This window comes from Streptomyces sp. NBC_00448, assembly GCF_036014115.1.
Classification (GTDB): Bacteria; Actinomycetota; Actinomycetes; order Streptomycetales; family Streptomycetaceae; genus Actinacidiphila.
In genome coordinates this window covers 3,593,542-3,619,430 of the sequence record NZ_CP107913.1, presented here as the reverse complement: position 1 = coordinate 3,619,430, position 25,889 = coordinate 3,593,542, and the positions used below count along the sequence as shown (strand labels likewise).

Here is a 25,889-nt window from a genome sequence, read left to right as displayed (position 1 = left end):
CCTTCGCCCGTGCCGGCTCCGCTGCCTCAGCCACGAATCCCCCTCGGGATGGTCAGTCGGCCGATCAGGACGTAGACCGCGTCGAAGGCCAGCGCCAAAACGATGATGCCGAGGGTGCCCGCCAGCACCTCGTTGAGCGCGTTGGCGCTGCCCAGCGACGCGATGCCGGTGAAGATCTCGTTGCCCAGGCCCGGCCCCGAGGCGTACGCGGCGATCGCGGCGATGCCCATCAGCATCTGCGTGGAGACCCTGATACCGGTGAGGATCGGCGGCCAGGCCAGCGGCAGTTCCACCCGCACCAGCCGCGCCAGCCGGGACATGCCGATGCCGCGGGCGGCCTCCACCAGCGAGGCGTCCACCCCGCGCAGGCCCACGATCGAGTTGCGCACGATCGGCAGCAGCCCGTACAGCACCAGGGACGTCACCGTCGGCGGGACGCCCAGGCCGAGGATCGGGATCAGCAGACCGATCAGCGCCAGGGAGGGGACGGTGAGGATCGCCGCGGTCGTGGTGATCGCGAGGTTGCCGGCCCACTCGGTGCGGTAGGTGAGCACCCCGATCAGCACGCCGATCACGGTGGCGATCACCATGCACTGGAAGACCGCGCTGGCGTGCTGGTAGGCGTCGACGAGGAGCTGCTGGTGCCGGGTGGACAGGAACTGCCAGAAGCTCACCGCCGGCCTCCTCCCGTCGCCTCGCGTCCCGCGCGGCTCGTCAGGTGTCCCGCGCGGCCTGCTCCACCAGCGGGATGATCCGCAGCGGCACCGGGTTCTCCATGACGATCGCCGTGGCGGCCCGGACAATGCCATCAAAGCCGACAACCCGATCGATCACCCGCTGGAGATCGGCGTTCGACCGGGCCACCAGCCGGCAGAGCATGTCGCCCTCGCCGGTCGTGGTGTGCAGCTCCAGCACTTCCGGCACCCCGGCCAAATGCGCGCGCACGTCCGCGCCTTGGCCCTGCCGGATCTCCAACGTGGCGAACGCCGTCACCGGGTAGCCGAGCGCCGCCGGGTCCACCTGCGGTCCGAAGCCGCGGATCACTCCATTGGCCCGCAGCCGGTCGAGCCTCGCCTGCACGGTGCCGCGCGCCACGCCCAGCCGCCGCGACGCCTCCAGCACGCCGATCCGCGGCTCCCGGTCCAGCAGTGTGATCAGCCGCCCGTCCAGCGCGTCGATCCCCATCCCCGCCCGCCTTCCATGGTCATCCTGTACAGATTGACGATACGAGCCTGACCACCGCTGAACACTCTGTCCAGCGAAAACCGGAACTATTGCGCACTCTGAAGGGCGGCGGGACGCTTTTCCCATGACTGCACTCACTGGGACCCCGGATGCTTTCCCCGTCAAGGGCATGGACGCCGTCGTCTTCGCGGTGGGCAACGCGAAGCAGGCCGCGCACTACTACTCCACCGCGTTCGGCATGCGCAAGGTGGCCTACTCCGGCCCCGAGAACGGCAGCCGCGAGACCGCCTCGTACGTCCTGGAGTCGGGCGGCGCCCGCTTCGTCCTCACCTCGGTGATCAAGCCGGTCACCGACCACGGCCGCTTCCTCGCCGACCACGTGGCCGCGCACGGCGACGGCGTGTTCGACCTCGCCATCGAGGTGCCCGACGCCCGCGCCGCGTACGCCTACGCGGTCGCGCACGGCGCCACCGGCGTCACCGAGCCGTACGAGCTGAAGGACGACCACGGCACCGTCGTGCTCGCCACCATCGCCACCTACGGCGAGACCCGGCACACCCTGGTCGACCGCACCGGCTACGACGGCCCCTACCTGCCCGGGTACCAGGCCGCCGAGCCCATCGTCGAGCCGCCCGCCCGCCGCTTCTTCCAGGCCGTCGACCACTGCGTCGGCAACGTCGAACTCGGCCGGATGAACGAGTGGGTCGCCTTCTACAACAACGTCATGGGCTTCACCAACATGAAGGAGTTCGTCGGCGACGACATCGCCACCGAGTACTCCGCCCTGATGTCCAAGGTGGTCGCCGACGGCTCCCGCAAGGTCAAGTTCCCGCTCAACGAGCCGGCCGCGGGCAAGAAGAAGTCCCAGATCGACGAGTACCTGGAGTTCTACGGCGGGCCGGGCGTCCAGCACATCGCGCTGGCCACCAACGACATCGTCGCGTCCGTCCGCGCCATGCGCGCCGCGGGCGTCGAGTTCCTCGACACCCCCGACTCCTACTACGACACCCTCGGGGAGTGGGTCGGCGAGACCCGCGTCCCGCTCGACGAGCTGCGCGAACTCAAGCTGCTCGCCGACCGCGACGAGGACGGCTACCTGCTGCAGATCTTCACGAAGCCGGTGCAGGACCGGCCGACCGTCTTCTTCGAGATGATCGAGCGGCACGGCTCCATGGGCTTCGGGAAGGGCAACTTCAAGGCGCTCTTCGAAGCGATCGAGCGCGAGCAGGAACGCAGGGGCAACCTCTGACGAACCCACCGGGGTGCCCCCGGACCCCGTCTCGGGACCACCTGTCGGTGGCTGGTCGCTGGGGGCACCCCCTCTGGGGGAGGAACTGCGCGACCAGCAGGTCACCGGCCTGCGGATCGGGAGTGGACCGCACTCCACAACGGCGGAGCCGTATGACACGCTGACGGCATGCGCGACGACGTAAAAGCCGAGCTGGCGGCGGGGCTGCCCGCGGAAGCGATACTCACAGATCCGGACGTGGTGGCGTCGTACGCCCACGACATGGCGAGCTTCTCGGACGTGGGCACCCCGGACTTCGTGGTGCGCCCCAGGTCCGTGGAAGAGGTCCAGCACGTGATGCGGACGGCCACGAAGTTCCGCGTCCCGGTGGTACCGCAAGGCGCCCGCACGGGCCTGTCCGGCGGCGCCAACGCCGTGGACGGCTGCATCGTGCTGTCGCTGACCGCGATGGACCGCATCCTGGAGATCGACCCGGTCGAGCGGATCGCCGTCGTGGAACCCGGCGTCGTCAACGCGGTGCTGTCCCGCGCGGTCGCGGAGCAGGGCCTGTCCTACCCGCCGGACCCGTCGAGCTGGGAGCAGTGCACGATCGGCGGCAACATCGGCACCGGCGCCGGCGGCCTGTGCTGCGTGAAGTACGGCGTGACCGCGGAGTACGTCCTCGGCCTCGACGTCGTGCTCGCCGACGGGCGGCTGCTGAGCACCGGCCGGCGCACCGCGAAGGGCGTCGCCGGCTACGACCTGACCCGGCTCTTCGTCGGTTCCGAGGGCACCCTCGGCGTGGTGGTCAAGGCGGTGCTCGCGCTGAAGCCCGCCCCGCGCCCGCAGCTCACCCTGGTCGCGGAGTTCCCGTCGGCCGCGGCGGCCGGCGCCGCGGTGTGCGCGGTCATGGAGAGCGGCCACGCCCCCTCGCTGCTGGAACTGATGGACGCCACCACCATCCGCGCGGTCAACGACATGGCGCGGATGGGCCTGCCGGAGAGCACCGAGGCGCTCCTGCTCGCCGGGTACGACTCCGCCGACCCGGCCGCGGACCTCGCCGCGCTCGCCGAACTGTGCACGGCGGCGGGCGCCACCGAGGTGGTGCCGGCCGACGACCCCGCCGAGTCGGAGATGCTGCTGGAGGCCCGCCGGCTGGCGCTGCCCGCGCTGGAGCGGATCTCCACCGCCTCGATGATCGACGACGTGTGCGTGCCGCGCGCGAAGCTCGCCGACATGCTCGACGGAGTGGCCGCGATCGCCGCGAAGTTCGAGCTGACCATCGGGGTGTGCGCGCACGCCGGCGACGGCAACACCCACCCCATCGTCTGCTTCGACGCGCAGGACCCCGACCAGACCCGCCGGGCCCACGAGTCCTTCGAGGCGATCATGGCCCTCGGCCTGTCGCTGGGCGGCACCATCACCGGCGAGCACGGCGTGGGCCTGCTGAAGAAGGACTGGCTCGCCCGCGAACTGGGCCCGGTGGGGGCGGAGTTGCAGCGCGGCGTCAAGGCGGTCTTCGACCCGCTCGGGCTGCTCAACCCCGGCAAGGTGCTCTGACCGCGCCCGGCCACGGCACTGGGCCGTGTTTTGGAAGTAGCGCCGTCCGCCCAAAGGGCGGGGCCCGTGGCGTCTGGTGCGTGCGATCGCAAGGCGGAGAGTTGTCCTCGTAGTGGGCCTACTCGGACAAACCCGACAACGAAGCGAGCGTGTGTGCCAGGCGCCACGGGCCAGGCGGGACTTCCAAAACACGGCCTAGGCACTGGCGTCCGGGGTGTCGTCGGAGTCCGACCACGGGTCGCGCAGCCACAGCTCGTCCCCGGCCGCGGGGGCGAGCAGCCGGCTCAACCCGTCGTCCATGCCGAGCTGTTCGTGCTCGCTGCCCGGCGGGACCACCCGCAGGGTGCGCTCCAGCCAGGCGGCCACCGGCGACGACGGCGCCTCCAGCAGCGCGTCGCCGTCGGGCGAGCTGAGCGCCATGCACAGCACGCTGCGCCCGTTGACCTTGGTCGGCCAGATCCGCACATCGCCGTGCCCGCACGGCCGGAACACCCCCTCCACGATCAGCTCGCGCGCGAACGTCCAGTTGACGGGCGCGTCGGAGCCGACGTGGAAGGTGATGTGCACCGCGTACGGGTCGTCCGTACGGTAGGCGAGCCGGGCCGGCACCGGAATGCTTCGTTCCGGTGAGAGTACGAGCTGCATCTCGAGTTCGCGTTCCACCACGTTCTGCATGAGTCCGACGTCCTTTCCTTGGCGCGGTGGCCCCGGGGGCGGGTGTCGCAACGGGGCCCGCACCTGGAAGAGAGCGCGTGCCTCCTCAACCATTACGCGGGTTTCCCCGATTCGGTTCAGATTTCCTGAACCCGGAGCGCACGACGGCGCATCGGGGTAATGACGTGTGCACGAGACGTCAGCGAGCGGAGTGCGCGGCACGGTGGACACGCCGGGTCGGCCATTCTGGTAGATGTGGACGTCACACCACCCCGCGGCCGAGCAGATACGGAACTGTGACCATGAGCGCACCCACTTCTGGCTCCTCAGGTTCGTCGGCGTCCTCCCAGCCGTCCGCTTCCGCGGGTGGGTCCGGCGCCCCGGTGCCGGGGTACTACCCGGACCCCTCGATCCCGCACTACATCCGCTACTGGGACGGCTCCGCGTGGGTGCCGGGCACCAGCCGTCCCGCGCCGGTGGACGAGGCCCCTCCCGGCCGGGCCGCGGCGAGCGGTGCGCCCGCGCTCGACGAGTCCGGCCCGATGTTCCTCGACGAGGACCCCTCCGCGCCCACCGCCGACCACTGGCCCACCGCCGGCCAGGAGCAGGTGCCGGCACCGCCCGAGCAGTGGCGGCCGGCGCCCGACCCGCGGGCGCACCTCGCCCAGGACCCGGCGCCGTCCTGGCCCGCGCCGCAGGCCCGGCCGGAACCGCAACTGCCCCCGATCTCCTGGGGAGCCCCGGCCCAGCCCCAGACCCCGGCCCAGCCCCAGCCGCAGTCCCCGGCTCCGGCCCCCGCGCCCGGCCCCGCCCCGGCCGCCGACCGCGCGCCGCAGTCCGCGCTGCCGCGGCCGCAGGAGCGCCAGTCGCTGCCCGCCGCGGGTTCCGCCCCGGCCGGTCAGCAGCCGCCGCTCCAGCCGCAGCCCCCGCAGCAACCTCGGCCCGCGCCGCAGCCGTCGCCCCTGGTGCCGGCACCCGCGCCCGCGCCCGAGGCCGCCGCGCAGGCGTCCCCGCCGTGGGCCGCGCAGGTGCAGGACCTGGCCCGCGGCGAGGGCGGGGTCGTGCCGTGGCGACCGCCGGCCAGCGACCCGTTCGGCGTCTCGCAGGGCCAGGACCGGCCCGGCGGCCTGGTCCGCCGGTTCCTGGCGCGGCTGGTGGACGCGGTGGTGCTGGCCGCGGTGACCGGGGTCGCCGCGGTGCCGCTGGGCACCGCCGCCTATCACCACGCCAAGGACAAGGTGGACCAGGCCCGGCTGACCGGGGAGACGGTCAAGGTCTGGCTGATCGACGGCACTACCGGGGTCCAACTCGGCGTCGTACTGGCCACGTTCCTCGTCGCCGGGGTGCTGCTCGAAGTGCTGCCCACCGCCAGGTGGGGACGGACCCTCGGCAAGCGGCTGGTCGGCCTGCGGGTGCTGGACATCGAGGCGCAACTCCCGCCCGCCCTCGGCGCGAGCGTGCGCCGCTGGCTGCTGCGGACCGTGCTGAACCTGCTGGTGGTCGGCGTGGCGGGGGTGGCCTGGTGCCTGTTCGACCGGCCGTGGAAGCAGTGCTGGCACGACAAGGCGGCCCGCACGTTCGTGGCCCGCGGGTAACCGTCCCGGGCCGCGCGCCCGGCGCCGTGAGCCCGCCCGGCGCCGTACTCCGATCGGCTGCCGCCCACGGGCGGTGACGCACCGTGCGGGTTTGACTCGGGACATGAGTAGCGATCAGCCAGGCGGCGGCTCACCCTACGACAAACCGTCAGGCGGCCAGCCCCCGCCGAACCAGCCCCCGCCCGGCAGCCCGTACGGCGGCGGTCCGTACGGTGCCCCGCCGCCCGGCGGCCAGGGCGGTCAGGGCGGTCAGGGCGGCTTCGGCCAGAACCCGTACGAGCAGAACCCCTACGGCCAGAACCCGTACTCGGGCGGTCCGGGTGGCCCCGACCCGCTCGCCGGGATGCCGCCGCTCGCCGAGGCAGGCAAGCGGGTGCTGGCGCGGATCATCGACATCATCATCGTGCTCATCCCCGCGTTCCTGCTGGACTGGGCCGCCGTCGGGGTCCAGGACAGCCACTTCAGCACGGGCCGCTCCGCGGTCGGCGGGATCTTCACCGCCGGGTTCGGGTTCGTCTACGAGTTCCTGATGACCCGTGCGACCGGGCAGACCGTCGGCAAGAAGATGATGCGGCTGCGGACCGCCATGCTCGAGAACGGCAGCGTGCCCACCTCCAACGCCGCCGCGGTCCGCGCGGCCATCCTCTGGGTGCCCGCGTTCTGCTGCTCCTGCGTGTGGTTCCTCGTCATCGGCGCGACCGTCCTCGTCGACCGCCCCTACAAGCAGGGCATCCACGACAAGGCGGCGAAGACGGTGGTCGTCCAGACGGCACCCTGACGCTCCTTCCCGCGGAAGGAGCTGCCCTCCTCGGGGCGCGAGCAACCACCCACCGGCAGGTGGTCCCTGAACGGACAGAACCCGTCAACCCGGGGGGTGTGCCGTCACCCGAACGGCTGGTTTACTCAGGGTCATGACGGCAGAACACCCCGAGGGCATGGCGCCGCTGGCCACCTTGGGTCAGCGGTTCCTCGCACGGTTGATCGACACGGTGATCCTCCTCGCCGTGGTGGTCCTGGTCTCCTTGGCCGCGATGGGCGACGACATCCGGCACGGCACCGACGGGGCGCTCGGCAAGCGCGCGCTGGTCGCGGTCGTCGCCTACCTGCTGTACTTCGTGATCGAGGGCGCGATGACCGCCGCCCGCGGCCAGACCGTCGGCAAGATGGCGCTGCGCATCCGCGCGGCCCGACTGGTCGACGGCGGGGTGCCCGGCCCGGCCGGCTGGCTGCGCGCCGCGGTCTACGTCCTGCCCGCGGTGCTGAGCGCGATCCTGATCGGCCCGTTCTTCTGGTTCGTCAACTCGCTGTGGTGCACCTGGGACCGGCCCTTCCGGCAGTGCCTGCACGACAAGGCGGCCAAGACCGTGGTCGTGGCCGCCTTGTGACGTGAAGCATGTCCCGGGCGTGCCTGTGCCCCGGGACGTCGGAGCGACAGCGCCTACTGGAGTGAGTGCTCGCCCACCCGCGCCTCGGCGCTCTGCACCGAACCGCTCACCCGGGCCCGCGGCACCGCCGCCGGCACCGCGGGCGCGGCCATGGCGGCGGACCTGCGTCCGCCCGGGCTCAGCGCGGCGCCGACCAGCAGGCCGAGCAGCAGCCCGAGCGCGGCGACGGCGACCACCGCGCCGGCGGAGCGCACGTCCGCGAGCAGGAGGACCGCGAGGGTGAACAGGACGACGGTCGTGGAACCGTAGGCGACTTGCGCGTTCGTAGGACGTGGCATGAGGGGAACCGTCCTCGGAGTACGTCGATGCGGGGGCATGCTGACGGGGGGTGGCTCTACGGTTCGGAATGCCCAGGCCCGCCCCTGGGTAAGCATTACCTTACCGACGGTGCGGAGCACAGGGGGGCGCACGGGGTCGCACGTGTGACCGATGCCTCAACGCATGTGCACCGGGTGGCCGTTGGTGCGGTGACGTCCGGTCAGCGGATGGTGGACACCGGGAATCGGCCAACCTAACCGGCCGTCATGCTCAAGTCAAGATCTGTCTTTTCCCCCGCCGCTCCGGTGCAATGGCCTTTCCCAAGGGGAGGTCAAGGATCTTGAAAAGACAGCACTGGATCAGCCAAAGCGCCGCCCTGGCAGTCGCGATAGCCGTGCTCGGTGTCCCCGCGGTCGCCACCGGGGCGGCCGCGGCGACCCCGGGCCACAGCAGCAGCCCCGCGACTCCGGCGGCCGGCCACGACCCCGCGCAGAGCGAACCACACGACCTGCCGGGTCCGTTCAGCAAGCAGCAGGCGGCCGAGCACTCCGCCGCCCTCCAGCAGGTCGTCTCCGGCGACGCCACCGTCCAGCAGCGCGACGGCTCCCAGGTGGTCCAACTCGGCCACGGCAAGGGCAAGCAGAGCAAGTACGTCGAGCTGGGCCGGGAGAAGACCGACAAGATCTTCACCATCCTGGTGGACTTCGGCGACCAGGTGGACGACACCACCACCTACGACCCGGACGGCCCGGACGGACCCGAGCCGCCCACCACCAAGTACGGCGGCGACCCCGGGCCGGCGCACAACACCATCGCCCAGCCTGACCGTTCGCAGGACAACAGCACCGCCTGGCAGGCGGACTACAACCAGCAGCACTTCCAGGACCTGTACTTCTCGCACGACAAGGACAAGGAGTCGCTGGCGAAGTACTACGAGAAGCAGTCCTCCGGCCGCTACTCGGTCGACGGCGAGGTCACCGACTGGGTCAAGGTCCCCTACAACGAGGCCCGTTACGGCTCCGACTGGTGCGGCTCCACGATCTGCTCCAACGCCTGGGACCTGATCCGCGACGCCACCACCGCCTACGTCGCCGACCAGAAGGCGCAGGGCCGCACCGACGCGCAGATCAAGACCGACCTGGCGGCGTACGACCAGTGGGACCGCTACGACTACGACGGCGACGGGAACTTCAACGAGCCGGACGGCTACATCGACCACTTCCAGATCGTGCACGCCGGTGAGGACCAGTCGGCCGGCGGCGGCGTGCAGGGCACCGACGCGCTGTGGGCGCACCGCTGGTACGCCTACGGCAGCGACGCCGGGAAGTCCGGGCCCACCGGGAACAAGGCCGGCGGCACCGAGATCGGCGACACCGGCATCTGGGTCGGCGACTACACCCTCCAGCCGGAGAACGGCGGGCTGGGCGTCTTCGCCCACGAGTACGGCCACGACCTCGGCCTGCCCGACGAGTACGACACCTCGTACGTCGGCGAGAACAACACCGCGTTCTGGACGCTGATGTCCTCCGGTTCCTGGATGGGCACCGGGAAGGACGCGATCGGCGACCTGCCCGACGACATGAGCGCCTGGGACAAGCTCCAGCTCGGCTGGCTGAACTACGGCACCGCCAAGGCCGCCACCCGCTCCACCACCAAGCTGGGAGTCGCCGAGTACAACACCAAGGACAAGCAGGCGCTGGTGGTCCAGCTCCCCGACAAGTCCGTCACCACCACCATCACCACGCCCGCGGAGGGCGACAAGCAGTGGTGGAGCGGCATGGGCGACGACCTGTCCAACACCCTGACCCGCACCGTCGACCTCACCGGCGCGTCCAGCGCCTCGCTCGACCTCAAGGGCTGGTGGGACATCGAGCAGAACTACGACTTCCTCTACACCGAGGTCTCCACCGACGGCGGCGCGAACTGGACCGCGCTCGACGGCACCGCGAACGGCAAGGCCGTCCCGCGCGACGGCGGCGACCGGCCGGCCCTGACCGGCACCTCCGGCGCGTACGAGGACCTGTCCTTCCCGCTCGACGCCTACGCGGGCCGGCAGATCCAGCTCCGCTTCCGCTACGCCACCGACGGCGGCGTCGCCCAGCAGGGCTTCGCGGCCGACGCGATCACCATCACCGCCGACGGCAAGACGCTGCTCTCCGACGGCGCCGAGACCGACGACAACGGCTGGAGCGCCGACGGGTTCTCCCGGATCGGCGCGTCCTTCAGCAAGGACTACCCGGAGTACTACGTCGCCGAGAACCGGCAGTACACCTCGTACGACAGCACGCTGAAGACCGGCCCGTACAACTTCGGCTGGACCAGCACCCGGCCCGACTGGGTCGAGCACTACCCGTACCAGACCGGCCTGCTGGTGTGGCTGTGGGACACCTCGCAGCCCGACAACAACGTCGGCGCGCACCCCGGCAGCGGTGAGATCCTGCCGGTCGACGCGCACGCCAAGCCGGAGACGTTCACCGACGGCACGGTCATCCGCAACCGGGTCCAGGCGTACGACTCGGCGTTTAGCTGGTACCCGTCCGCCGGGTTCACCCTGCACAACGACGGCGTCGCCAAGCGCATCCCGGCGAAGCTCGGCAGCCCGGCCTTCGACGACCACTACGGAACGTACTGGTACGCGAACAACCCGTACGGCAGCGTCAAGGTCCCCGACACCAACACCCGGCTGACCATCCTCAGCCAGGCGCTCGACGGGAGCACCATGACGGTCCAGGTCGGCCCGTCGCACCGGTAACATGCGTCACATTCGCCGGTCTGACCTGCACTGATGCGACGTTCGGCCGTCGTCCCCTGGTGGGCGGCGGCCGATGCGCACAAGATGTGCACATGGCGGTCGGAGGTTTCATCAAGCTCCCGGGCGGCACGGTCGTGGTGGCGCTCGGCCTGCCGCACCCGGCGTGTCCCGAGCTGACCGTGCGGGTGGTCGTGCACGCCCTGAACCGCCAGCGCGCCCTGACCCGCCTCAGCAACCTGGGCTTTCGCGGCGCGCGGCTGTCCGGCAACGCCGAGCCGCCCACCCCCGACGAGGTCTCCGCGGTACTCCATCACCCGGACGGCCTGGTCTGGCGCGAGTACCGGGCCCGGGGCGGCGACCCCTGGCACCCCATCTCCGCGCTGAACCGGGTCACGCCCCGCCCGTAGCCGCCGGCTCGCCGCGCAGCTCCACGCCGGCCTCGCCCAGCTGGACGAGCGCCTGCCGGGTGGTGTCCGCGGCCACCCCCGCGGTCAGGTCCAGCAGCACCCGCGTCCTGAAGCCCTCCCGGGCCGAGTCCAGCGCGGTGGCCCGTACACAGTGGTCGGTGGCGATCCCCACCACGTCCACCTCGGTGACCTCCCGCTCGCGCAGCCACTCGGCCAGGGCGGCGCCGTTCTCGTTCCGGCCCTCGAAGCCGCTGTACGCCGCCGCGTAGGAGCCCTTGTCGAACACGGCGTCCACCGCGCCCGACGCCACCGCCGGCGCGAAGTTCGGGTGGAACCCGACGCCCTCGGTGCCCGCGACGCAGTGCGGCGGCCACGACGTCACGAAGTCCGGGTGGTCCGAGAAGTGGCCGCCCGGGTCCACATGGTGGTCCCTGGTCGCCACGACGTGCCGGTACGTCCCGGCGGACTGGCCGATCAGGTCCGTGACCGCCGCGGCCACGTCCGCGCCTCCCCGCACCGCGAGGCTGCCGCCCTCGCAGAAGTCGTTCTGCACGTCGACGACGATCAGTGCGCGGTGCATGGTCTCTCCGAGGTGTCTCCGGTCCGGGTTACCGAGCCTATTGCGGAAGCCCCGTACCAACCAGGCCCGGGGCGCCTGCCGCGGAAGACCCGCGCCCCTGATCGGTGCACGTCTTCCGCAACGGTGCCCCGGCCCCGGGAAGGGGGCGAGGTGGGGCGGGTGGGCGAGGTACTACAGGGTCTCCGTGGGAAGCACCGGCTCGCCCCGCGACAACTGCGTCGCCGACAGCGGAAGCCCCGCGCGGGCGGCGATGTGCCGGGTGCGGGCCGCGTCGAGCGGCTCGCGCCCCACCACCTTGCCGTCCCGCACCAGCGGGACCAGCAACTGCCGGTCCGCCAGCTCCGCGGGGACCGGCCCGCTGCCGATCACCTCCGCCTCGGCGACCCCGTCGGCGTCCAGCCGCCGGGCGGCCCACTTCCGGCCGCCGACGCTCGTCTTCCCGCCGAGCGCCTTCTTGGCGACCGGCGTGAGCGGCGCGTCGGCCCGGTCCGGCACCGACGCGCGGGCGACCAGTTTGTAGACCATGGCGCAGGTGGGCTGCCCGCTGCCGGTCACCAGCGACGTGCCGACCCCGTACGCGTCCACGGGGGCCGCGGCCAGCGACGCGATGGCGTACTCGTCGAGGTCGGAGGTGACCACGATCCGGGTGTCCTTCGCGCCGAGGTCGTCCAGTTGCTGCCGCACCCGGTGGGCGAGCAGCAGCAGGTCCCCGGAGTCGATCCGCACCGCGCCCAGCTCGGGCCCGGCCACCTCCACGGCGGTGCGCACCGCCTCGGTCAGGTCGTAGGTGTCGACCAGCAGCGTGGTGGAGCGGCCGAGGGATTCGACCTGGGCGGTGAAGGCGTCCCGCTCGGTGTCGTGCAGCAGTGTGAAGGCGTGCGCGCTGGTGCCGATGGTGGGCAGGCCGTAGCGGAAGCCCGCAGCGAGGTTGGAGGAGGAGCGGAACCCGCCGACGTAGGCGGCCCGCGAGGCGGCCACCGCGGCCAGTTCGTGGGTGCGCCGGGCGCCCATCTCCATCAGCGGCCGCCCGCCGGCCGCCACCGCCATCCGGGAGGCCGCCGCGGCGATCGCCGAGTCGTGGTTGAGGATCGACAGGATCACCGTCTCCAGCAGCACCGCCTCGGCGAAGCTGCCCTCCACCCGCAGGATCGGCGAGCCGGGGAAGTACACCTCGCCCTCGGGGTAGCCCCAGATGTCGCCGGTGAAGCGGTAGTCGGCCAGCCACTTCAGGGTCGCCGCGTCCACCACCTTCTCCCGTTCGAGGAACTCCAGCACGGGTGCGTCGAAGCGGAAGTTCTCCACCGCGTCCAGCACCCGGCCGGTGCCGGCCACGACGCCGTAGCGCCGCCCCTCCGGCAGTCGCCGGGTGAACGCCTCGAAGACCGACCGGCGGTGGGCGGCGCCGCTGCTGAGGGCCGCCTGGAGCATGGTGAACTCGTACCGGTCGGTGAACAGCGCGGTGGACGGCACGTCCACCGGCAGTGCCAGGTCTGCTGTGCTCATGGCGACGATGCTACCCCGCATTTCGTCAAACTGACGAGATGTCGCGGGGTGTGTGCCCCCTCACACGCCCATTTGTGCGACGACCCCACGGAGCGGCAGCATGGAACCTGTGAGTGCCCACCCGTCTCTGACCGTCCCTGCGAGGACGCTCCCCCAGCCTCCGGCCGGGGGGACCCCGATGTGCAGCGTCGCACCTGCCGAGATCGAGCGCACCGAGTCCAGCGAGGCCCCTTCGGTGGTCCCCGAACCGGACGTGCCCTGGGTGACCCTCGTGCACAACGACCCCGTCAACCTCATGAGCTACGTGACGTATGTCTTCCAGACGTACTTCGGGTACTCGAAGGGCAAGGCCACCAAGCTGATGAAGGACGTCCACTACAAGGGCCGGGCCGTGGTCTCCAGCGGCACGCGCGAGGAGATGGAGCGGGACGTGCAGGCGATGCACGGCTACGGCCTGTGGGCGACGCTGTCGCAGGACCGCTGATGGCGCGCCGACGGGGCCGTGCCGGCTCCTTCGAGCCGGTCCGCGGCGGCGGCGCCACCATCACGCTGGACGAGGTGGAGATCTCGATCCTGCGCAGCCTCGCCGTCCAGCTGCTGGAACTGGTCGGGCCGGGCGACCAGCCGGCCGACGCCGACGACGACCCGCTCGCGCAGCTCTTCGCCGAGGGCCCCACCAAGCCGCCGGACGACCCGGCGCTGGCCCGGCTCTTCCCCGACGCGTACGAGGAGACCGAGGACGCCTCGGAGTTCCGCCGCTTCACCGAGAACGACCTGCGGGCCCGCAAGCGCGAGGACGCGCTGGCGATGATCCGCGTGCTCGACGCCGGCGGCCCGGTGCTCAAGCTCACCGAGGACCAGGCCCGGCAGTGGCTCGGCACCCTCAACGACCTGCGGCTGACCATAGGGACCCGGCTCGGCGTCACCGAGGACGAGGCCGACGAGCTGTACCACCTGCCGGACGGCGACCCCCGCAAGCCGCTGGTCATGGCGTACCTGTGGCTCGGCGGCCTGCAGGAGAGCCTGGTCGAGACGCTGCTGCGCTGACCCTTCGCCCTTTCCGGTGACGTGCGGACCGGCGGCGGTCCCACCCCGCCGCGCGGACACCGCCGCGGGGTACGTATCCGCCCATGGTGGACGAAACGCGCGTGCGGCCCGTGTCGGACGGCCCGGAGGGCGGGCCGGGCGGCGGCCCGGCGACCCGCGAGGAGGGCTACACCCGCGGGCTGGGCAGCCGGCAGATCCAGATGATCGCGATCGGCGGCGCCATCGGCACCGGCCTGTTCCTGGGCGCCGGCAGCGCGATCCACCGGGCCGGCCCCAGCCTGCTGCTGATGTACGCCGTCGCCGGCGCCGTCGTCTTCTGCATCATGCGCGCGCTCGGCGAACTGCTCACCTACCGCCCGGTCTCCGGCTCCTTCGCCGACTACGCCCGGGAGTTCCTCGGCCCGTTCACCGGCTACGTCACCGGCTGGACGTACTGGCTGATGTGGGTGGTCACCGGCATGGCCGAGGTCACCGCCGCGGCCACCTACGTCAACTACTGGTGGCCGGGGGTGCCGCAGTGGACCGCCGCGCTGGTGTTCCTGCTGCTGCTGGCCACCGCCAACCTGGTGTCGGTGCGGCTCTTCGGCGAGATCGAGTTCTGGCTGTCGACGGTCAAGGTCACCGCGATCCTCGGGATGATCCTGATCGGCGTCGGCGTGCTCACCCTCGGGGTCTCCGCCGCCGGGCACACCGCGTCGGTCGGCCACCTGTGGCGGGACGGCGGCTTCTTCCCCAACGGGGTCGGCCACTCGCTGCTGACCTTGCAGATGGTGATGTTCGCCTACCTCGCGGTCGAGCTCGTCGGGGTCACCGCGGGCGAGGCCCGCGACCCGCGCAGGACCCTGCCCAAGGCGATCAACACGCTGCCGTGGCGGATCGTGCTGTTCTACGTCGGCGCGCTCACGGTGATCCTGTGCGTGGTGCCGTGGACGGAGTTCCAGCCGGGGGTCAGCCCCTTCGTGGCCGCCTTCGCGAAGATCGGCATCCCGTTCGGCGCCGGCGTGGTCAACTTCGTGGTGCTCACCGCCGCGCTGTCGTCCTGCAACTCCGGCATGTACTCCACCGGCCGCATGCTGCGTGACCTGGCCGCCAACGGGCAGGGCCCGCGCGCCTTCGACCGGCTCACCGCCCGCCGCACCCCGGCGCTCGGCACGCTCGCCTCGGTGGCCGTGATGGGCATCGGGGTGTGGATCAACTACGTGGACCCCAAAGGCGCGTTCACCTACATCACCGCGTTCGCCACGGTGGCCGCGGTGTGGACCTGGGCGGTGATCCTGGCCGCGCACATCCGCTACCGCGCCGCCGTACGCGCCGGGCAGGCCGCACCCGCGTGGTTCACCGCCCCCGGGGGAGCGGCCGCCAGCTGGTGCGCACTGGCCTTCCTCGCCCTGGTCGTGGTGCTGATCGGCCTCGACTCCGACGCCCGGGTGTCGCTGTACGGGGTGCCGCTGTGGGCGGCGCTGCTCGGCGCCGGCTACCGGGTGCTCAAGCGGCGCGACCCGGCGGCGTTCGCCCGCCGCCCGCACCTGCCGCCGCCGGCCGCGGCCCGCGCGCCCGGCGGCGGCCCGGCGGCGGACCCAGCGGTGGACCCGGCGGCGGGCAGCGCGGAGGACCCGGCGGCGGGGGAGTCCGGCGGACTTCCGGGCACCCCGGCGGTGTAGCGGCCGGGCCGGCCCCTGTTACTTTTCCCGCATGCTCACCATCACCCAGGACCTGTACGACGCGATCGTGGCCCACGCCCGCGCCGACCACCCCGACGAGGCGTGCGGGATCGTGGCGGGGCCGGAGGGCAGCGGCCGCCCCGAGCGGTTCGTGCCGATGCTGAACGCGGCCCGCTCGCCGACGTTCTACGAGTTCGACTCCACCGACCTGCTCAGGCTCTACCGCGACATGGACGACCGCGACGAGGAGCCGGTGATCGTCTACCACTCGCACACCGCCACCGAGGCGTACCCCTCCCGTACCGACATCTCCTACGCCAACGAGCCCGGCGCGCACTACGTGCTGGTCTCCACCGCGGAGGAGTTCCAGTTCCGCTCGTTCCGCATCGTGGACGGCCAGGTCACCGAAGAACCGGTCGAAGTAGTGCCTTCCACGTCGTGAGCTTCCGGATACTGGGACGGACCAGCCGGACGGGGCAAGGGAATCGATACGATGACCCCATGGTTCTCCTCGGTGTGAGCGACTCATGAGCGACACGGCGCCCGGCGCGCTGCTCGTGGCGCGGCTGCACGTCGACCTGTGCCGCCGTACCAGCGCGGCGTGTCCGCGCGCCTGAGCGCGCCCGCCGCCCGGGCGGCACACCGCTCGCCTCCGTACCGGCACCGCACCCGCACGGCCCGCACGGAACCACCCCGGCTCCAGACCGGCGCCACCCACCCAGCTTCGTCCGTACTCACAGGAGCGCAGTCATGGCCATCGAGGTCCGCATCCCGACCATCCTCCGCACGTACACCGACGGCCAGAAGGCCGTGCCGGGTGCCGGGACCACGCTCGACGAGCTGTTCACCGACCTCGACTCCCGCCACGCGGGTCTGCGCGACCGCGTCGTGGACGGCGGCGAGCTGCGCCGCTTCGTGAACGTGTACCTCAACGACGAGGACGTCCGCTTCCTCGACGGCATCGCCACCAAGGTCGCCGACGGCGACAGCGTGACGATCCTGCCCGCCGTCGCCGGCGGCTCGGGCGCCCTCGACCCGGCCGCGCACACCGCGGCCGTGCCGGCCGGCCGACGCTGATGCGGTACGACAGCCCGCTGGCCGCGGTCGGCAACACTCCGCTGGTGCGCCTGCCCCGGCTGTCGCCGTCGGAGCAGGTGAGCGTCTGGGCGAAGCTGGAGGACCGCAACCCCACCGGCTCGGTCAAGGACCGCCCGGCGCTGCACATGATCGAGCGGGCCGAGGCGGAGGGCGTGCTCACCCCCGGCTGCACCATCCTGGAGCCGACCTCCGGCAACACCGGCATCTCGCTGGCGATGGCGGCCCGCCTCAAGGGCTACCGGATCGTCTGCGTGATGCCGGAGAACACCTCCTCCGAGCGGCGCGAGCTGCTGGCCATGTGGGGCGCGGAGATCATCTCCTCGCCCGCGGCCGGCGGCTCCAACACCGCGGTGCGGGTCGCGAAGGAACTGGCCGCCGAGCACCCCGACTGGGTGATGCTCTACCAGTACGGAAACGCGGCGAACCCCGGCGCGCACTATGCCACCACCGGCCCGGAGATCCTCGCCGACCTGCCCACCATCACCCACTTCGTGGCGGGCCTGGGCACCACCGGCACCCTGATGGGCGTCGGCCGCTACCTGCGGGAGAAGGTGCCCGGCGTCGCCATCGTGGCCGCCGAGCCGCGCTACGACGACGTCGTCTACGGCCTGCGCAACCTCGACGAGGGCTTCGTGCCCGAGCTGTACGACGAGTCGGTGCTGACCACCCGCTTCTCGGTCGGCTCGCAGGACGCGGTCCGCCGCACCCGTGAACTCCTGTCCGAGGAAGGCATCTTCGCCGGGGTCTCCACCGGCGCGGCGCTGCACGCGGCACTCGGCGTGGCACGCAAGGCCGAGCAGGCCGGCGAGCGGGCGGACATCGTCTTCGTGGTCGCCGACGGCGGCTGGAAGTACCTGTCCACCGGCATCTACACCGCCGCCTCCACGGAGGAGGCCGTCGCCGCGCTGCACGGCCAGCTCTGGGCGTAAGCCCACAGGCGAGCGGGCCCGCGGCCGCCCGGCTGCCCGTGTTCTGCCCCGGTTCGCCTAGCACGGTGACCCGCTCCCCGCGGGGTACGCGGGGGCGGGTCGCGTTCGCAGCCGGGTTCGGGGTGACCCGGACTGGTGATTCCGCCCACAACCGGTGCCCGTAAGAGCGCGCTGCGCAGCCGCCCGCTTTACCCTTCCTAGAACGTGGCGGGAGTCCGCCACCTAGGAGCCGGATCGGGGCGATGCGCCGCGCCCTCGGAGGTGTACCCCGCGATGAACCTCACCGTCGTCGGCTGCTCGGGCTCGTTCCCGTCCGCGGACTCGGCCTGCTCGAGCTATCTGCTCGAAGCCGACGGCTTCCGGCTGCTGATCGACATGGGCAACGGCGCGCTGGGTGAACTCCAGCGCCACTGCGGCCTGTACGACCTGGACGCGGTGCTGCTGAGCCATCTGCACGCGGACCACTGCATCGACATGTGCGGCTACTTCGTGGCCCGTTACTACCGCCACGAGGGCGGCCCGGTCTCGGCGATCCCGGTCTACGGCCCGGCGGGCACCGAGCGCCGGCTGAGCATCGCCTACGGCGACGTGCCGGACGAGAAGTGCATGAGCGAGGTCTTCGACTTCCGCACACTGCGGCCCGGCGCTTTCCGGCTCGGCCCGTTCGAGGTCACCACGGCCGCGGTCAGCCACCCGGTGGAGGCGTACGGCTTCCGGATCGAGGCCGACGGCCGGACGCTGGCGTACTCCGGTGACACCGGACCGTGCGAGGCGCTGCGCGGCCTGGCCGAGGGCGCGGACCTGTTCCTGTGCGAGGCGTCCTTCACCCATGGCAAGGAGGACATCCCCGACCTGCACCTCAACGGGCGCGAGGCGGGGCAGATCGCCGAGGGCGCGGGCGTGGACCGGCTGGTGCTCACCCACATCCCGCCGTGGACCAACCCGTCGGTGAACCTCCGGGACGCGCAGGCCGCCTTCGCCGGTCCGGTGGAACTGGCGAAGGCGGGCGCGGTCTACGAGATCTGACGGAGCGACTACTTCGTCAGATCCTCGACTTCCTCCACGGGTTCACGCCCCGGTGTCTTGAGGTCGAACTTCACGATCGCGAACCGGAAGACGGTGTAGTAGACCGCGGCGAAGACCAGGCCGATCGGGATGATGAGCCATGGCCGGGTGGCGTGGTTCCAGTTGAGCACGTAGTCGATGAAGCCGGCCGAGAAGTTGAAGCCGGCGTGCACACCCAGGCCCCAGGTGACGGCCATCGACGCGGCGGTCAGCACGACGTGCACCGCGTACAGGATCGGCGCGATGAACATGAAGGAGAACTCGATCGGCTCGGTGACGCCGGTGACGAACGAGGTCAGGGCGAGCGAGACCATCATGCCGAGCACGGCCTTGCGGCGCTCGGGCCGCGCGGTGTGCGCCATGGCCAGCGCGGCGGCGGGCAGGCCGAACATCATGATCGGGAAGAAGCCGGACTGGAACATGCCCGCGGTGTGGTCGCCGGCCAGGAACCGGGTGATGTCGCCGTGCACGACGGTGCCGTCGGGCTTGGTGAAGTCGCCGAGTTGGAACCAGGCGACGGTGTTCACGAACTGGTGCATGCCGACCGGGATCAGCGCGCGGTTGACGCCGCCGAAGAGCGCCGCGCCACCCGCGCCGAGACCGGTCATCCAGTCACCGAAGTGCGTGATGCCGTTGCCGATCGGCTCCCAGACCAGGCCGAAGAAGACGCCGACGACCAGGCCGACGAAGGCCATCAGGATCGGCACCAGCCGGCGGCCGTTGAAGAAGCCGAGCCAGTCCACCAGCTTGGTGCGGTGGTACCGCTGCCAGATCGCCGCGGAGAGCAGCCCCATGATGATGCCGCCGAGCACGCCGGGGTCGTTGTAGACCGCGGCCACGTCCACGCCCTTGTCGGCGGTGGTGTTGATCACCGCGTCGTGCACCGGGAACGCCTGGAGCACCTTGCTGTAGACGAGGAAGCCGACGACCGCGGCGAGCGCCGTGGAGCCGTCCGACTTCTTGGCGAAGCCGATCGCCACGCCTATGCAGAACAGCAGCGGCAGCGCCCCGGTCAGCGCGCCGCCGGCGTTGCTGAAGACGGTGGCGACCTTGCCCCAGCCCAGGCCGTCCTTGCCGAAGACGTCGTCGGCGCCGAGCCGGACCATGATGCCCGCGGCGGGCAGCACCGCGATCGGGAGCTGGAGGCTGCGGCCGACCTTCTGCAGGCCCTGGAAAAGGCCGGAACCCCGCTTCTTCGCGGGGGCCGCGGGAGCCGCGGGGGCCGGAGCGGTGGCCGTACTCATCGAAAATCCTCCGTGGGGACAGGTCTATACCACTAAGTGGTGTAGACCTTTGTAACACGTGAGGCGGAGGGAGCGGAATCCTCGATTCCGTATGCGCTGCGCCACATCGGCCCGGCCGGCCCACCGTTGCCCGGCGCTGCCCGACGTCGTCCGTCCGTCGCCGTCGGCACCCTGCCCGCCCGCCTGGCTCCTCGGGCCGCCGACCGGGCGTTTTCGGGTCGAAAGGGAGGTCGGCAAAGCGGACGAGAACATAGTAGACCAGCGCGAAGCGGGCGCCGACGATCGGCGGCGGTCATGGCCGGCCGGCCGGGTTGTGGTCGGCGGCGCGACCGACCGCGCCCGCGGCTCCCTTGTGGCGGCCCGGTCGGGTTGGTCGCGTACGGTGGTCTAAACCACTGGTTGGGCGCCGGCGCGTCCCGTCGCCGCGGAGGACGCCCCGCGGACGGGGTCGTCGGAGGCCGGAAGGGTCGCCCCGGGCGGGCGTTCACCACCCGTGAAACAGGGCCAACCGTGGGTTAACGTGACATATCGGAAACATACCGACCCGCCGGCGGGTCCCGGTGGGCACGGGAAGCGCCCGGCGGGCCAGGACAACAGGAGAAGCAGATGGCCACCAAGGCAGAGAAGATCGTCGCCGGGCTCGGCGGAATCGACAACATCGAAGAGGTCGAGGGCTGCATCACCCGCCTGCGCACCGAAGTGGTCGACCCCACTCGCGTCGACGAAGCCGCGCTGAAGGCCGCCGGCGCACACGGCGTGGTCAAGATGGGCAACGCGATCCAGGTCGTCATCGGCACCGACGCGGACCCGATCGCCGGGGAGATCGACGACATGATGTAAGTGCGGGGGACAGGGGCGGCCGCTCACCCGGATAGGCTCAACCGCATGTCACGATTCGACGGCCGCACCCCCGACCAGCTCCGCCCCGTCACCATCGAGCGGGGCTGGAGCAAACACGCCGAAGGGTCCGTCCTGGTCGCCTTCGGCGACACCCGAGTGCTCTGCACCGCCAGCGCCACCCAAGGCGTACCGCGCTGGCGCAAGGGCAGCGGCGAGGGATGGGTCACCGCCGAGTACAGCATGCTGCCGCGCGCCACCAACACCCGCGGCGACCGCGAGTCCGTCCGCGGCAAGATCGGCGGCCGCACCCACGAGATCTCCCGGCTGATCGGCCGCTCGCTGCGCGCCGTCATCGACTACAAGGCGCTCGGCGAGAACACCATCGTCCTCGACTGCGACGTCCTGCAGGCCGACGGCGGCACCCGCACCGCCGCGATCACCGGCGCCTACGTCGCGCTCGTCGACGCGGTCGCCTGGATGCAGGCCAACCACCTGGTACGGCTCAAGGCCAAGCCGATCACCGGCACCGTCGCCGCCGTCAGCGTCGGCATCGTCGACGGCGCCCCCGTCCTCGACCTCGCCTACGAGGAGGACGTCAAGGCCGAGACCGACATGAACGTCGTCTGCACCGGGGACGGCCGCTTCGTGGAGGTCCAGGGCACCGCCGAGGGCGCGCCCTTCGACCGGGCCGAACTCGACGCGCTGCTCGCGCTCGCCACCGGCGGCTGCGCCGACCTCAGCAAGCTCCAGCAGGCGGCCCTGGCCACCGTGGCCGACTGACGGTTCCGGCCCGCGGCCCCGCACCGGGCGCGGAGGGCACCCCTCTCCGCGCCCCACCCCTATCCACACCCCACCCCTATCTGCGCCCGCACCCGAGTTCGGGGGCAACCCTCCCTGCGCACGCCGCGTGTCTACAGATGCGCGTGGTACGCCGCCGCGCGCGGAGCCGGGGAGGGATCACCGCAATGAACCGCCGCCGCACCGCCGTTCGCACCGCCCGCTTCGTACCCGCGCACGTCATACGCGCCACCGCCCCCGTACGCGCGCACGTCATACGGGTCTTACGCGCCATACGCGCCACCCGCGCCGAACGCCGTACAGGCCCCGCACCCGCCCACGGCAGGCGAACCGGCCGCTTCTTACGCACCCGCGCCGCCGTCCTGCCGCTCGCCGCCCTGCTGTTCGCCGCGACCCTCACCGCCTGCCACGGCGTCACCCGCGCACTGGACTGCGCCAGGACCGCCGCCACCGTCGCCGGCGACGTCCAGGACCTGCAGAGCAACGCCACCAACATCGGCCAGGTCTCCGACCCCAGCCGCCGCAAGGCCACCGTCAAGGCCCTCGACAAGGTGCAGACCGACCTCGACCGGATCGGCGACCGCCGCCACGACCCCGACGTCAGCCACGCCGTCTCCGACCTCTCCGCCTCGGTCCGCCGCGCCCGCACCAGCGCCGCCGACGGCCACAACCCCGACCTGCGCCCCGTCGGCAGCGCCGCCGGCCACCTCACCGCGGTCTGCGCCCAGGGATAATCGGTCCATGACCACCCGTCTCGTGCTCGCCACCCGCAACGCCCACAAGGTCACCGAACTCCGGGCCATCCTCACCGAGGCCGGCCTCGACAACGACCTCGTCGGCGCCGACGCCTACCCGGAGATCCCCGACGTCAAGGAGACCGGGGTCACCTTCGCCGAGAACGCGCTGCTCAAGGCACGCGCCCTCGCCGAGGCCACCGGGCTGCCCGCGGTCGCCGACGACTCGGGGCTGTGCGTGGACGTGCTCGGCGGCTCGCCCGGCATCTTCTCCGCCCGCTGGGCCGGCAAGCACGGCGACGACCTCGCCAACCTCGACCTGCTGCTCGCCCAGCTCGGCGACATCGAACACCCGCACCGCGCCGCCCACTTCGCCTGCGCCGCCGCCCTCGCGCTGCCCGACGGCACCACCCGCGTCGCCGAGGGCCGGCTGCGCGGCACCCTCCGGCACGCCCCGGCGGGCGCCGGCGGCTTCGGCTACGACCCGATCCTCCAGCCCGAGGGTGAGGAGCGGACCTGTGCGGAGCTGAGTGCGGCGGAGAAGAACGCGATCAGCCACCGCGGCAAGGCGTTCCGCGCGCTGGTCCCGATGCTCACCGAACTCCTCGGCTGAGCCCGCCATCCATGAGTGAAGCCCACCCGGAACTCCCGGGTGGGCTTCACCTCACGTGCGGCCGGTGGGACTCGAACCCACATGGGATTTCTCCCACGGCGACCTAAGCGCCGCGCTTATACCTGATTCAGCAACGGCCGCCTGCCCCACTATCGTACCGGGCCGCCGTGTGCCGCGTCGGCCGGATATTCCATCCCGGTGCCCTATCCGGCCGATTGCTTTGGACGCTGCCCGCCCCGGCACCAGGTGGGCGTGACCGCATGGCAGTTCGGGCAGAGCAGCCGCAGGTTCTCGGCCCGGTCGTCGGTCCGGTCGCCGTTGACGTGGTCGACCTCAAGGGTGATCGGCCGCCCCCGCCACACCGGCGGTGTCCCGCACTCGGCACACCTCTCGGGAACGCCGATCTCGACCAGCGCCCTGCGCAGCAGATGGGTCTTCGTGCGTGCGGGGCCGTCGTGCCTGACCAGCACGTCCATGGGGGCCCTGCGCGGGGTCGGTCCGGGCCGGCCCCTCTGGTGCGCCTGGCCGAGGAAGTGCGAGGTGTCGAGTTCGTCCTCGGCCACCCACTGCCGCAGCAGCGCCCGGGGCCGGCCGCCGTCCGACAGGCCGAGCGCGCGGAGCACACCCGCGATCGAGACCGCCTCGGCGACGGATGCCCGCAGTCGCTCGGCCGTGGGCCTGGCTGCCGCCCCGCGGCGGACCACGCTGCTCACGAGACGCGGCCCTTCGCTCGTCCGCGGTAGGAGTCCGTCGCCGCATGGCAGTTCGGGCAGAGCAGCCGCAGGTTGGGCATGCGGTTGTCCCGCCAGTTCCCGTCGATGTGGTCGACCTCCAGCGGGAGGGGACGGCCGCGCCAGACCGGCCCTGTCCCGCACTGCGCGCAGCGCTCCGAGACGCCCCGCTCCAGCAGTGCCCGCTTGAGCCGGTCGCCGGGTATCCGCCGTGCGCGTGCGGGGTCCTGCACCACCAGAAGCGATTCCGTGGTCCGCGGCCCGCGACGCTCGCCCCGGCGAGAGGGCCGCACGAAGTGCGACGTGTCGATCCCGAGCGCCCTGACCCGCCGAGTGATGTGCGTGTGATGGCCGCCGACCACCTCCAGGCCGAGCCGTCGCAGGACCTCACACATGTTCGTCGACGCGGCCACGGCCGGTTCCAGGATGTCCTTGGTCCAACGCGCGCCCTCCCGTTGCAGGTGCGAGGTGTCGATCCCGTAGCGGCGTATGAGCGCCCGGATGTACTTCCGGGTCGGGCTGCCGGGTTCCACCCCGAGCCGCCGCAACGCCTCGGAGAGCGTCTGCGACAGCTCCAACGCCGCCGCGAGCCGTTCCTTCGTATAGGGGCTCGCTGTTCTCGCTGCCACCGCCACCTCCACAACCGTGCACGTGTTCGTACTCTCGTACGGGTCAACGAAGGCGGTTGGTGGGGGTTACGTGGCGGGGGTGGGTGGGGGTCAGATCTTCAGGTCGCGGAGGAGTTTGGCGACGTGGCCGGTGGCCTTCACGTTGTAGAAGGCGTGCGCGACCTTGCCGTTCGGGTCGACCACGAGGGTGGAGCGGATGACGCCGGTGACGGTCTTGCCGTACATGGTCTTCTCGCCGAAGGCGCCGTACGCGGTGAGGACGGTGCGGTCGGGGTCGGCGAGCAGGGTGACCTTGAGGGACTCCTTGTCGCGGAACTTCGCGAGCTTCTCGGGCTTGTTCGGGGAGATGCCCAGGACGTCGTAGCCGGCGTCGGCGAACACCGCGAGGTTGTCGGTGAAGTCGCACGCCTGCTTGGTGCAGCCGGGGGTGAGGGCGTCGGGGTAGAAGTAGACGATCACGTTGCGGCCGAGGTGGTCGGCGAGCGAGACCGGGTTGCCGTCGGCGTCCGGCAGGGTGAACGCGGGGGCGGTGTCGCCGATGGAGAGACGGTCGGACATGAAGGCTCCTGGGGCAAACGGGGGTGCCGACGAGGCGCGGGCCGCGTCGTACTGACAGACTGTCCGAACGCTACCTAATCAGGCGATGGAGGCAGTGCGGTGTCGGAAGGTGCCAGGACGGCCGCTGAGATCGAGGCGGATATCGCCCGCAGGCGGCAGGACCTCGCGGTGACGCTTGACGAGATCGCGGTCCGGGTCCACCCGGTCACGATCATGCGGGACACCAGGGCGAAGGCGGTGTCCGCGCTGGACAACACGGTCGGGCAGGCCTATGTCGCGGCCAACCGCGCGGTCAGCCGGGCGCGGGCGCAGTTCGTCGACGAGGACGGCGCGCCGCGGATGGAGCGGATCGTGCCGGTCGCGGTGGCCGGGGCGGCGGTCGCGGCCGCGGTGGTCGGTCTCACCGTGTGGCGCCGTCGCCGGTAGGTTCGTCGGCGTGAGTTCGAAGAGTGCACACGACAAGCTGCCCATCCGTATGCTGCACGACCGCGTTCTGGTGCGGCAGGACAGCGGTGAGGGCGAGCGCCGCAGTGGCGGCGGCATCCTGATCCCGGCGACCGCGGCCGTCGGGAAGCGGCTGGCCTGGGCCGAGGTGGTCGCGGTCGGCCAGCACGTGCGGAGCGTCGAGGTCGGCGACCGGGTGCTGTTCGACCCGGAGGACCGGGCGGAGGTGGAGGTGCAGGGCGTGGCGTACGTCCTGATGCGCGAGCGCGACCTGCACGCCGTGGCCGCCGAACGCCTGCAGGGCGACGACTCGACCGGCCTGTATCTGTAG

General features: G+C 71.8%; 31 protein-coding genes and 1 tRNA gene. 21 read left to right on the top strand and 11 right to left on the bottom strand.

The genetic code is table 11. From position 1 onward, the window contains the following. Positions 1 to 26: 26 nt before the first annotated feature. Entirely contained in the window at positions 27 to 674 is a 648-nt protein-coding gene (locus OG370_RS15315) for an ABC transporter permease (protein WP_328464565.1), read from the bottom strand. A 40-nt stretch (positions 675 to 714) separates the two neighbouring features. Beyond that, positions 715 to 1,185, bottom strand: a complete 471-nt coding sequence (locus OG370_RS15310; protein WP_328464563.1) for an Lrp/AsnC family transcriptional regulator — start codon at positions 1,183 to 1,185, stop codon at positions 715 to 717. Positions 1,186 to 1,309: 124 nt separating this feature from the next. Between OG370_RS15310 and hppD the strand changes: the two genes are divergently transcribed. Both hppD and OG370_RS15300 read left to right on the top strand, forming a co-directional pair. Beyond that, on the top strand, positions 1,310 to 2,434 hold the full coding sequence (gene hppD / locus OG370_RS15305; RefSeq protein WP_328464561.1) for a 4-hydroxyphenylpyruvate dioxygenase: 1,125 nt from the start codon (positions 1,310 to 1,312) through the stop codon (positions 2,432 to 2,434). A gap of 168 nt (positions 2,435 to 2,602) precedes the next feature. Next, positions 2,603 to 3,973 (top strand): FAD-binding oxidoreductase, encoded by a 1,371-nt coding sequence (locus tag OG370_RS15300; protein WP_328464559.1) that lies wholly within the window; start codon positions 2,603 to 2,605, stop codon positions 3,971 to 3,973. Positions 3,974 to 4,168: 195 nt separating this feature from the next. Here OG370_RS15300 and OG370_RS15295 read toward each other — a convergent pair whose 3' ends face one another. Next, entirely contained in the window at positions 4,169 to 4,648 is a 480-nt protein-coding gene (locus tag OG370_RS15295; RefSeq protein WP_328464557.1) for an SsgA family sporulation/cell division regulator, read from the bottom strand. A gap of 281 nt (positions 4,649 to 4,929) precedes the next feature. On the opposite strand from OG370_RS15295, the gene OG370_RS15290 reads away from it, so the two are divergent. The 3 genes from OG370_RS15290 to OG370_RS15280 all read left to right on the top strand — a co-directional run bounded on the left by OG370_RS15290 (position 4,930) and on the right by OG370_RS15280 (position 7,607). Next, positions 4,930 to 6,222 carry an RDD family protein gene (locus OG370_RS15290; RefSeq protein WP_328464555.1) on the top strand — a complete coding sequence of 431 codons (1,293 nt, stop codon included), beginning with the start codon at positions 4,930 to 4,932 and terminating at the stop codon, positions 6,220 to 6,222. Positions 6,223 to 6,325: 103 nt separating this feature from the next. Then, positions 6,326 to 7,000 (top strand): RDD family protein, encoded by a 675-nt coding sequence (locus tag OG370_RS15285; protein WP_328464553.1) that lies wholly within the window; start codon positions 6,326 to 6,328, stop codon positions 6,998 to 7,000. 133 nt (positions 7,001 to 7,133) lie between these two features. Then, positions 7,134 to 7,607: an RDD family protein gene (locus OG370_RS15280; protein ID WP_328464551.1), complete on the top strand. Its 474-nt coding sequence runs from the start codon at positions 7,134 to 7,136 to the stop codon at positions 7,605 to 7,607. Positions 7,608 to 7,660: 53 nt separating this feature from the next. Here the strand turns inward: OG370_RS15280 and OG370_RS15275 are convergent, their stop codons facing one another. Beyond that, complete coding sequence (locus OG370_RS15275) at positions 7,661 to 7,945, bottom strand: hypothetical protein (protein ID WP_328464549.1); 285 nt, start codon at positions 7,943 to 7,945, stop codon at positions 7,661 to 7,663. A gap of 290 nt (positions 7,946 to 8,235) precedes the next feature. Here OG370_RS15275 and OG370_RS15270 point away from each other — a divergent pair, with 290 nt between their 5' ends. Next, positions 8,236 to 10,677, top strand: a complete 2,442-nt coding sequence (locus tag OG370_RS15270; RefSeq protein ID WP_328464547.1) for an immune inhibitor A domain-containing protein — start codon at positions 8,236 to 8,238, stop codon at positions 10,675 to 10,677. A gap of 92 nt (positions 10,678 to 10,769) precedes the next feature. Further along, positions 10,770 to 11,084: a hypothetical protein gene (locus tag OG370_RS15265; RefSeq protein WP_328464545.1), complete on the top strand. Its 315-nt coding sequence runs from the start codon at positions 10,770 to 10,772 to the stop codon at positions 11,082 to 11,084. Here OG370_RS15265 and OG370_RS15260 read toward each other — a convergent pair. Together OG370_RS15260 and OG370_RS15255 are read right to left on the bottom strand one after the other, a co-directional pair. Then, entirely contained in the window at positions 11,068 to 11,664 is a 597-nt protein-coding gene (locus OG370_RS15260) for an isochorismatase family protein (protein ID WP_328464543.1), read from the bottom strand. The two genes, OG370_RS15265 and OG370_RS15260, sit on opposite strands and share 17 nt — an antisense overlap. Before the next feature lie 171 nt (positions 11,665 to 11,835). Continuing rightward, entirely contained in the window at positions 11,836 to 13,167 is a 1,332-nt protein-coding gene (locus OG370_RS15255; protein ID WP_328464541.1) for a nicotinate phosphoribosyltransferase, read from the bottom strand. Positions 13,168 to 13,345: 178 nt separating this feature from the next. On the opposite strand from OG370_RS15255, the gene clpS reads away from it, so the two are divergent. The 8 genes from clpS (at position 13,346) to OG370_RS15215 (ending at position 18,928) form a co-directional block, all read left to right on the top strand. Continuing rightward, the gene (clpS, locus tag OG370_RS15250; protein WP_328464539.1) at positions 13,346 to 13,651 is read left to right on the top strand and encodes an ATP-dependent Clp protease adapter ClpS; all 306 of its coding nucleotides are present in this window, start codon (positions 13,346 to 13,348) and stop codon (positions 13,649 to 13,651) included. Next, positions 13,651 to 14,214, top strand: a complete 564-nt coding sequence (locus tag OG370_RS15245) for a DUF2017 domain-containing protein (RefSeq protein ID WP_328464537.1) — start codon at positions 13,651 to 13,653, stop codon at positions 14,212 to 14,214. Before clpS ends, OG370_RS15245 begins: the two co-directional genes overlap by 1 nt. 86 nt (positions 14,215 to 14,300) lie before the next feature. Continuing rightward, the gene (locus tag OG370_RS15240) at positions 14,301 to 15,875 is read left to right on the top strand and encodes an amino acid permease (RefSeq protein WP_328474119.1); all 1,575 of its coding nucleotides are present in this window, start codon (positions 14,301 to 14,303) and stop codon (positions 15,873 to 15,875) included. 31 nt (positions 15,876 to 15,906) lie between these two features. Next, entirely contained in the window at positions 15,907 to 16,317 is a 411-nt protein-coding gene (locus OG370_RS15235; RefSeq protein ID WP_328464535.1) for a M67 family metallopeptidase, read from the top strand. An 85-nt stretch (positions 16,318 to 16,402) separates the two neighbouring features. Further along, entirely contained in the window at positions 16,403 to 16,492 is a 90-nt protein-coding gene (locus tag OG370_RS15230; protein WP_328464533.1) for a putative leader peptide, read from the top strand. Between the two features lie 133 nt (positions 16,493 to 16,625). Next, positions 16,626 to 16,952 (top strand): MoaD/ThiS family protein, encoded by a 327-nt coding sequence (locus tag OG370_RS15225; protein ID WP_328464531.1) that lies wholly within the window; start codon positions 16,626 to 16,628, stop codon positions 16,950 to 16,952. Further along, positions 16,952 to 17,902, top strand: a complete 951-nt coding sequence (locus OG370_RS15220) for a PLP-dependent cysteine synthase family protein (protein WP_328464529.1) — start codon at positions 16,952 to 16,954, stop codon at positions 17,900 to 17,902. Before OG370_RS15225 ends, OG370_RS15220 begins: the two co-directional genes overlap by 1 nt. A gap of 273 nt (positions 17,903 to 18,175) precedes the next feature. Next, on the top strand, positions 18,176 to 18,928 hold the full coding sequence (locus OG370_RS15215) for an MBL fold metallo-hydrolase (RefSeq protein ID WP_328464527.1): 753 nt from the start codon (positions 18,176 to 18,178) through the stop codon (positions 18,926 to 18,928). Positions 18,929 to 18,936: 8 nt separating this feature from the next. Here OG370_RS15215 and OG370_RS15210 read toward each other — a convergent pair whose 3' ends face one another. After that, complete coding sequence (locus tag OG370_RS15210) at positions 18,937 to 20,211, bottom strand: PTS transporter subunit EIIC (protein ID WP_328464525.1); 1,275 nt, start codon at positions 20,209 to 20,211, stop codon at positions 18,937 to 18,939. Positions 20,212 to 20,817: 606 nt separating this feature from the next. Between OG370_RS15210 and OG370_RS15205 the strand changes: the two genes are divergently transcribed. From OG370_RS15205 to rdgB, 4 genes are all read left to right on the top strand, one after another. Beyond that, complete coding sequence (locus OG370_RS15205) at positions 20,818 to 21,051, top strand: PTS glucose/sucrose transporter subunit IIB (protein WP_328464523.1); 234 nt, start codon at positions 20,818 to 20,820, stop codon at positions 21,049 to 21,051. 45 nt (positions 21,052 to 21,096) lie between these two features. Continuing rightward, entirely contained in the window at positions 21,097 to 21,831 is a 735-nt protein-coding gene (gene rph, locus OG370_RS15200) for a ribonuclease PH (RefSeq protein WP_328464521.1), read from the top strand. Between the two features lie 185 nt (positions 21,832 to 22,016). Continuing rightward, the gene (locus OG370_RS15195; RefSeq protein WP_328464519.1) at positions 22,017 to 22,583 is read left to right on the top strand and encodes a hypothetical protein; all 567 of its coding nucleotides are present in this window, start codon (positions 22,017 to 22,019) and stop codon (positions 22,581 to 22,583) included. Positions 22,584 to 22,590: 7 nt separating this feature from the next. Continuing rightward, complete coding sequence (gene rdgB, locus OG370_RS15190; RefSeq protein WP_328464517.1) at positions 22,591 to 23,196, top strand: RdgB/HAM1 family non-canonical purine NTP pyrophosphatase; 606 nt, start codon at positions 22,591 to 22,593, stop codon at positions 23,194 to 23,196. A 56-nt stretch (positions 23,197 to 23,252) separates the two neighbouring features. Here rdgB and OG370_RS15185 read toward each other — a convergent pair. From OG370_RS15185 to bcp, 4 genes are all read right to left on the bottom strand, one after another. Beyond that, positions 23,253 to 23,337, bottom strand: a tRNA-Leu gene (locus OG370_RS15185). Positions 23,338 to 23,399: 62 nt separating this feature from the next. After that, the gene (locus tag OG370_RS15180; RefSeq protein ID WP_328464515.1) at positions 23,400 to 23,909 is read right to left on the bottom strand and encodes an HNH endonuclease signature motif containing protein; all 510 of its coding nucleotides are present in this window, start codon (positions 23,907 to 23,909) and stop codon (positions 23,400 to 23,402) included. Then, positions 23,906 to 24,556: an HNH endonuclease signature motif containing protein gene (locus OG370_RS15175; protein WP_328464513.1), complete on the bottom strand. Its 651-nt coding sequence runs from the start codon at positions 24,554 to 24,556 to the stop codon at positions 23,906 to 23,908. Before OG370_RS15175 ends, OG370_RS15180 begins: the two co-directional genes overlap by 4 nt. Positions 24,557 to 24,646: 90 nt before the next feature. Further along, positions 24,647 to 25,114 carry a thioredoxin-dependent thiol peroxidase gene (bcp, locus tag OG370_RS15170; RefSeq protein ID WP_328464508.1) on the bottom strand — a complete coding sequence of 156 codons (468 nt, stop codon included), beginning with the start codon at positions 25,112 to 25,114 and terminating at the stop codon, positions 24,647 to 24,649. A gap of 99 nt (positions 25,115 to 25,213) precedes the next feature. Here bcp and OG370_RS15165 point away from each other — a divergent pair, with 99 nt between their 5' ends. Further along, positions 25,214 to 25,540 (top strand): DUF3618 domain-containing protein, encoded by a 327-nt coding sequence (locus OG370_RS15165; protein WP_328464506.1) that lies wholly within the window; start codon positions 25,214 to 25,216, stop codon positions 25,538 to 25,540. A gap of 49 nt (positions 25,541 to 25,589) precedes the next feature. After that, positions 25,590 to 25,889 carry a GroES family chaperonin gene (locus tag OG370_RS15160; RefSeq protein WP_328474117.1) on the top strand — a complete coding sequence of 100 codons (300 nt, stop codon included), beginning with the start codon at positions 25,590 to 25,592 and terminating at the stop codon, positions 25,887 to 25,889.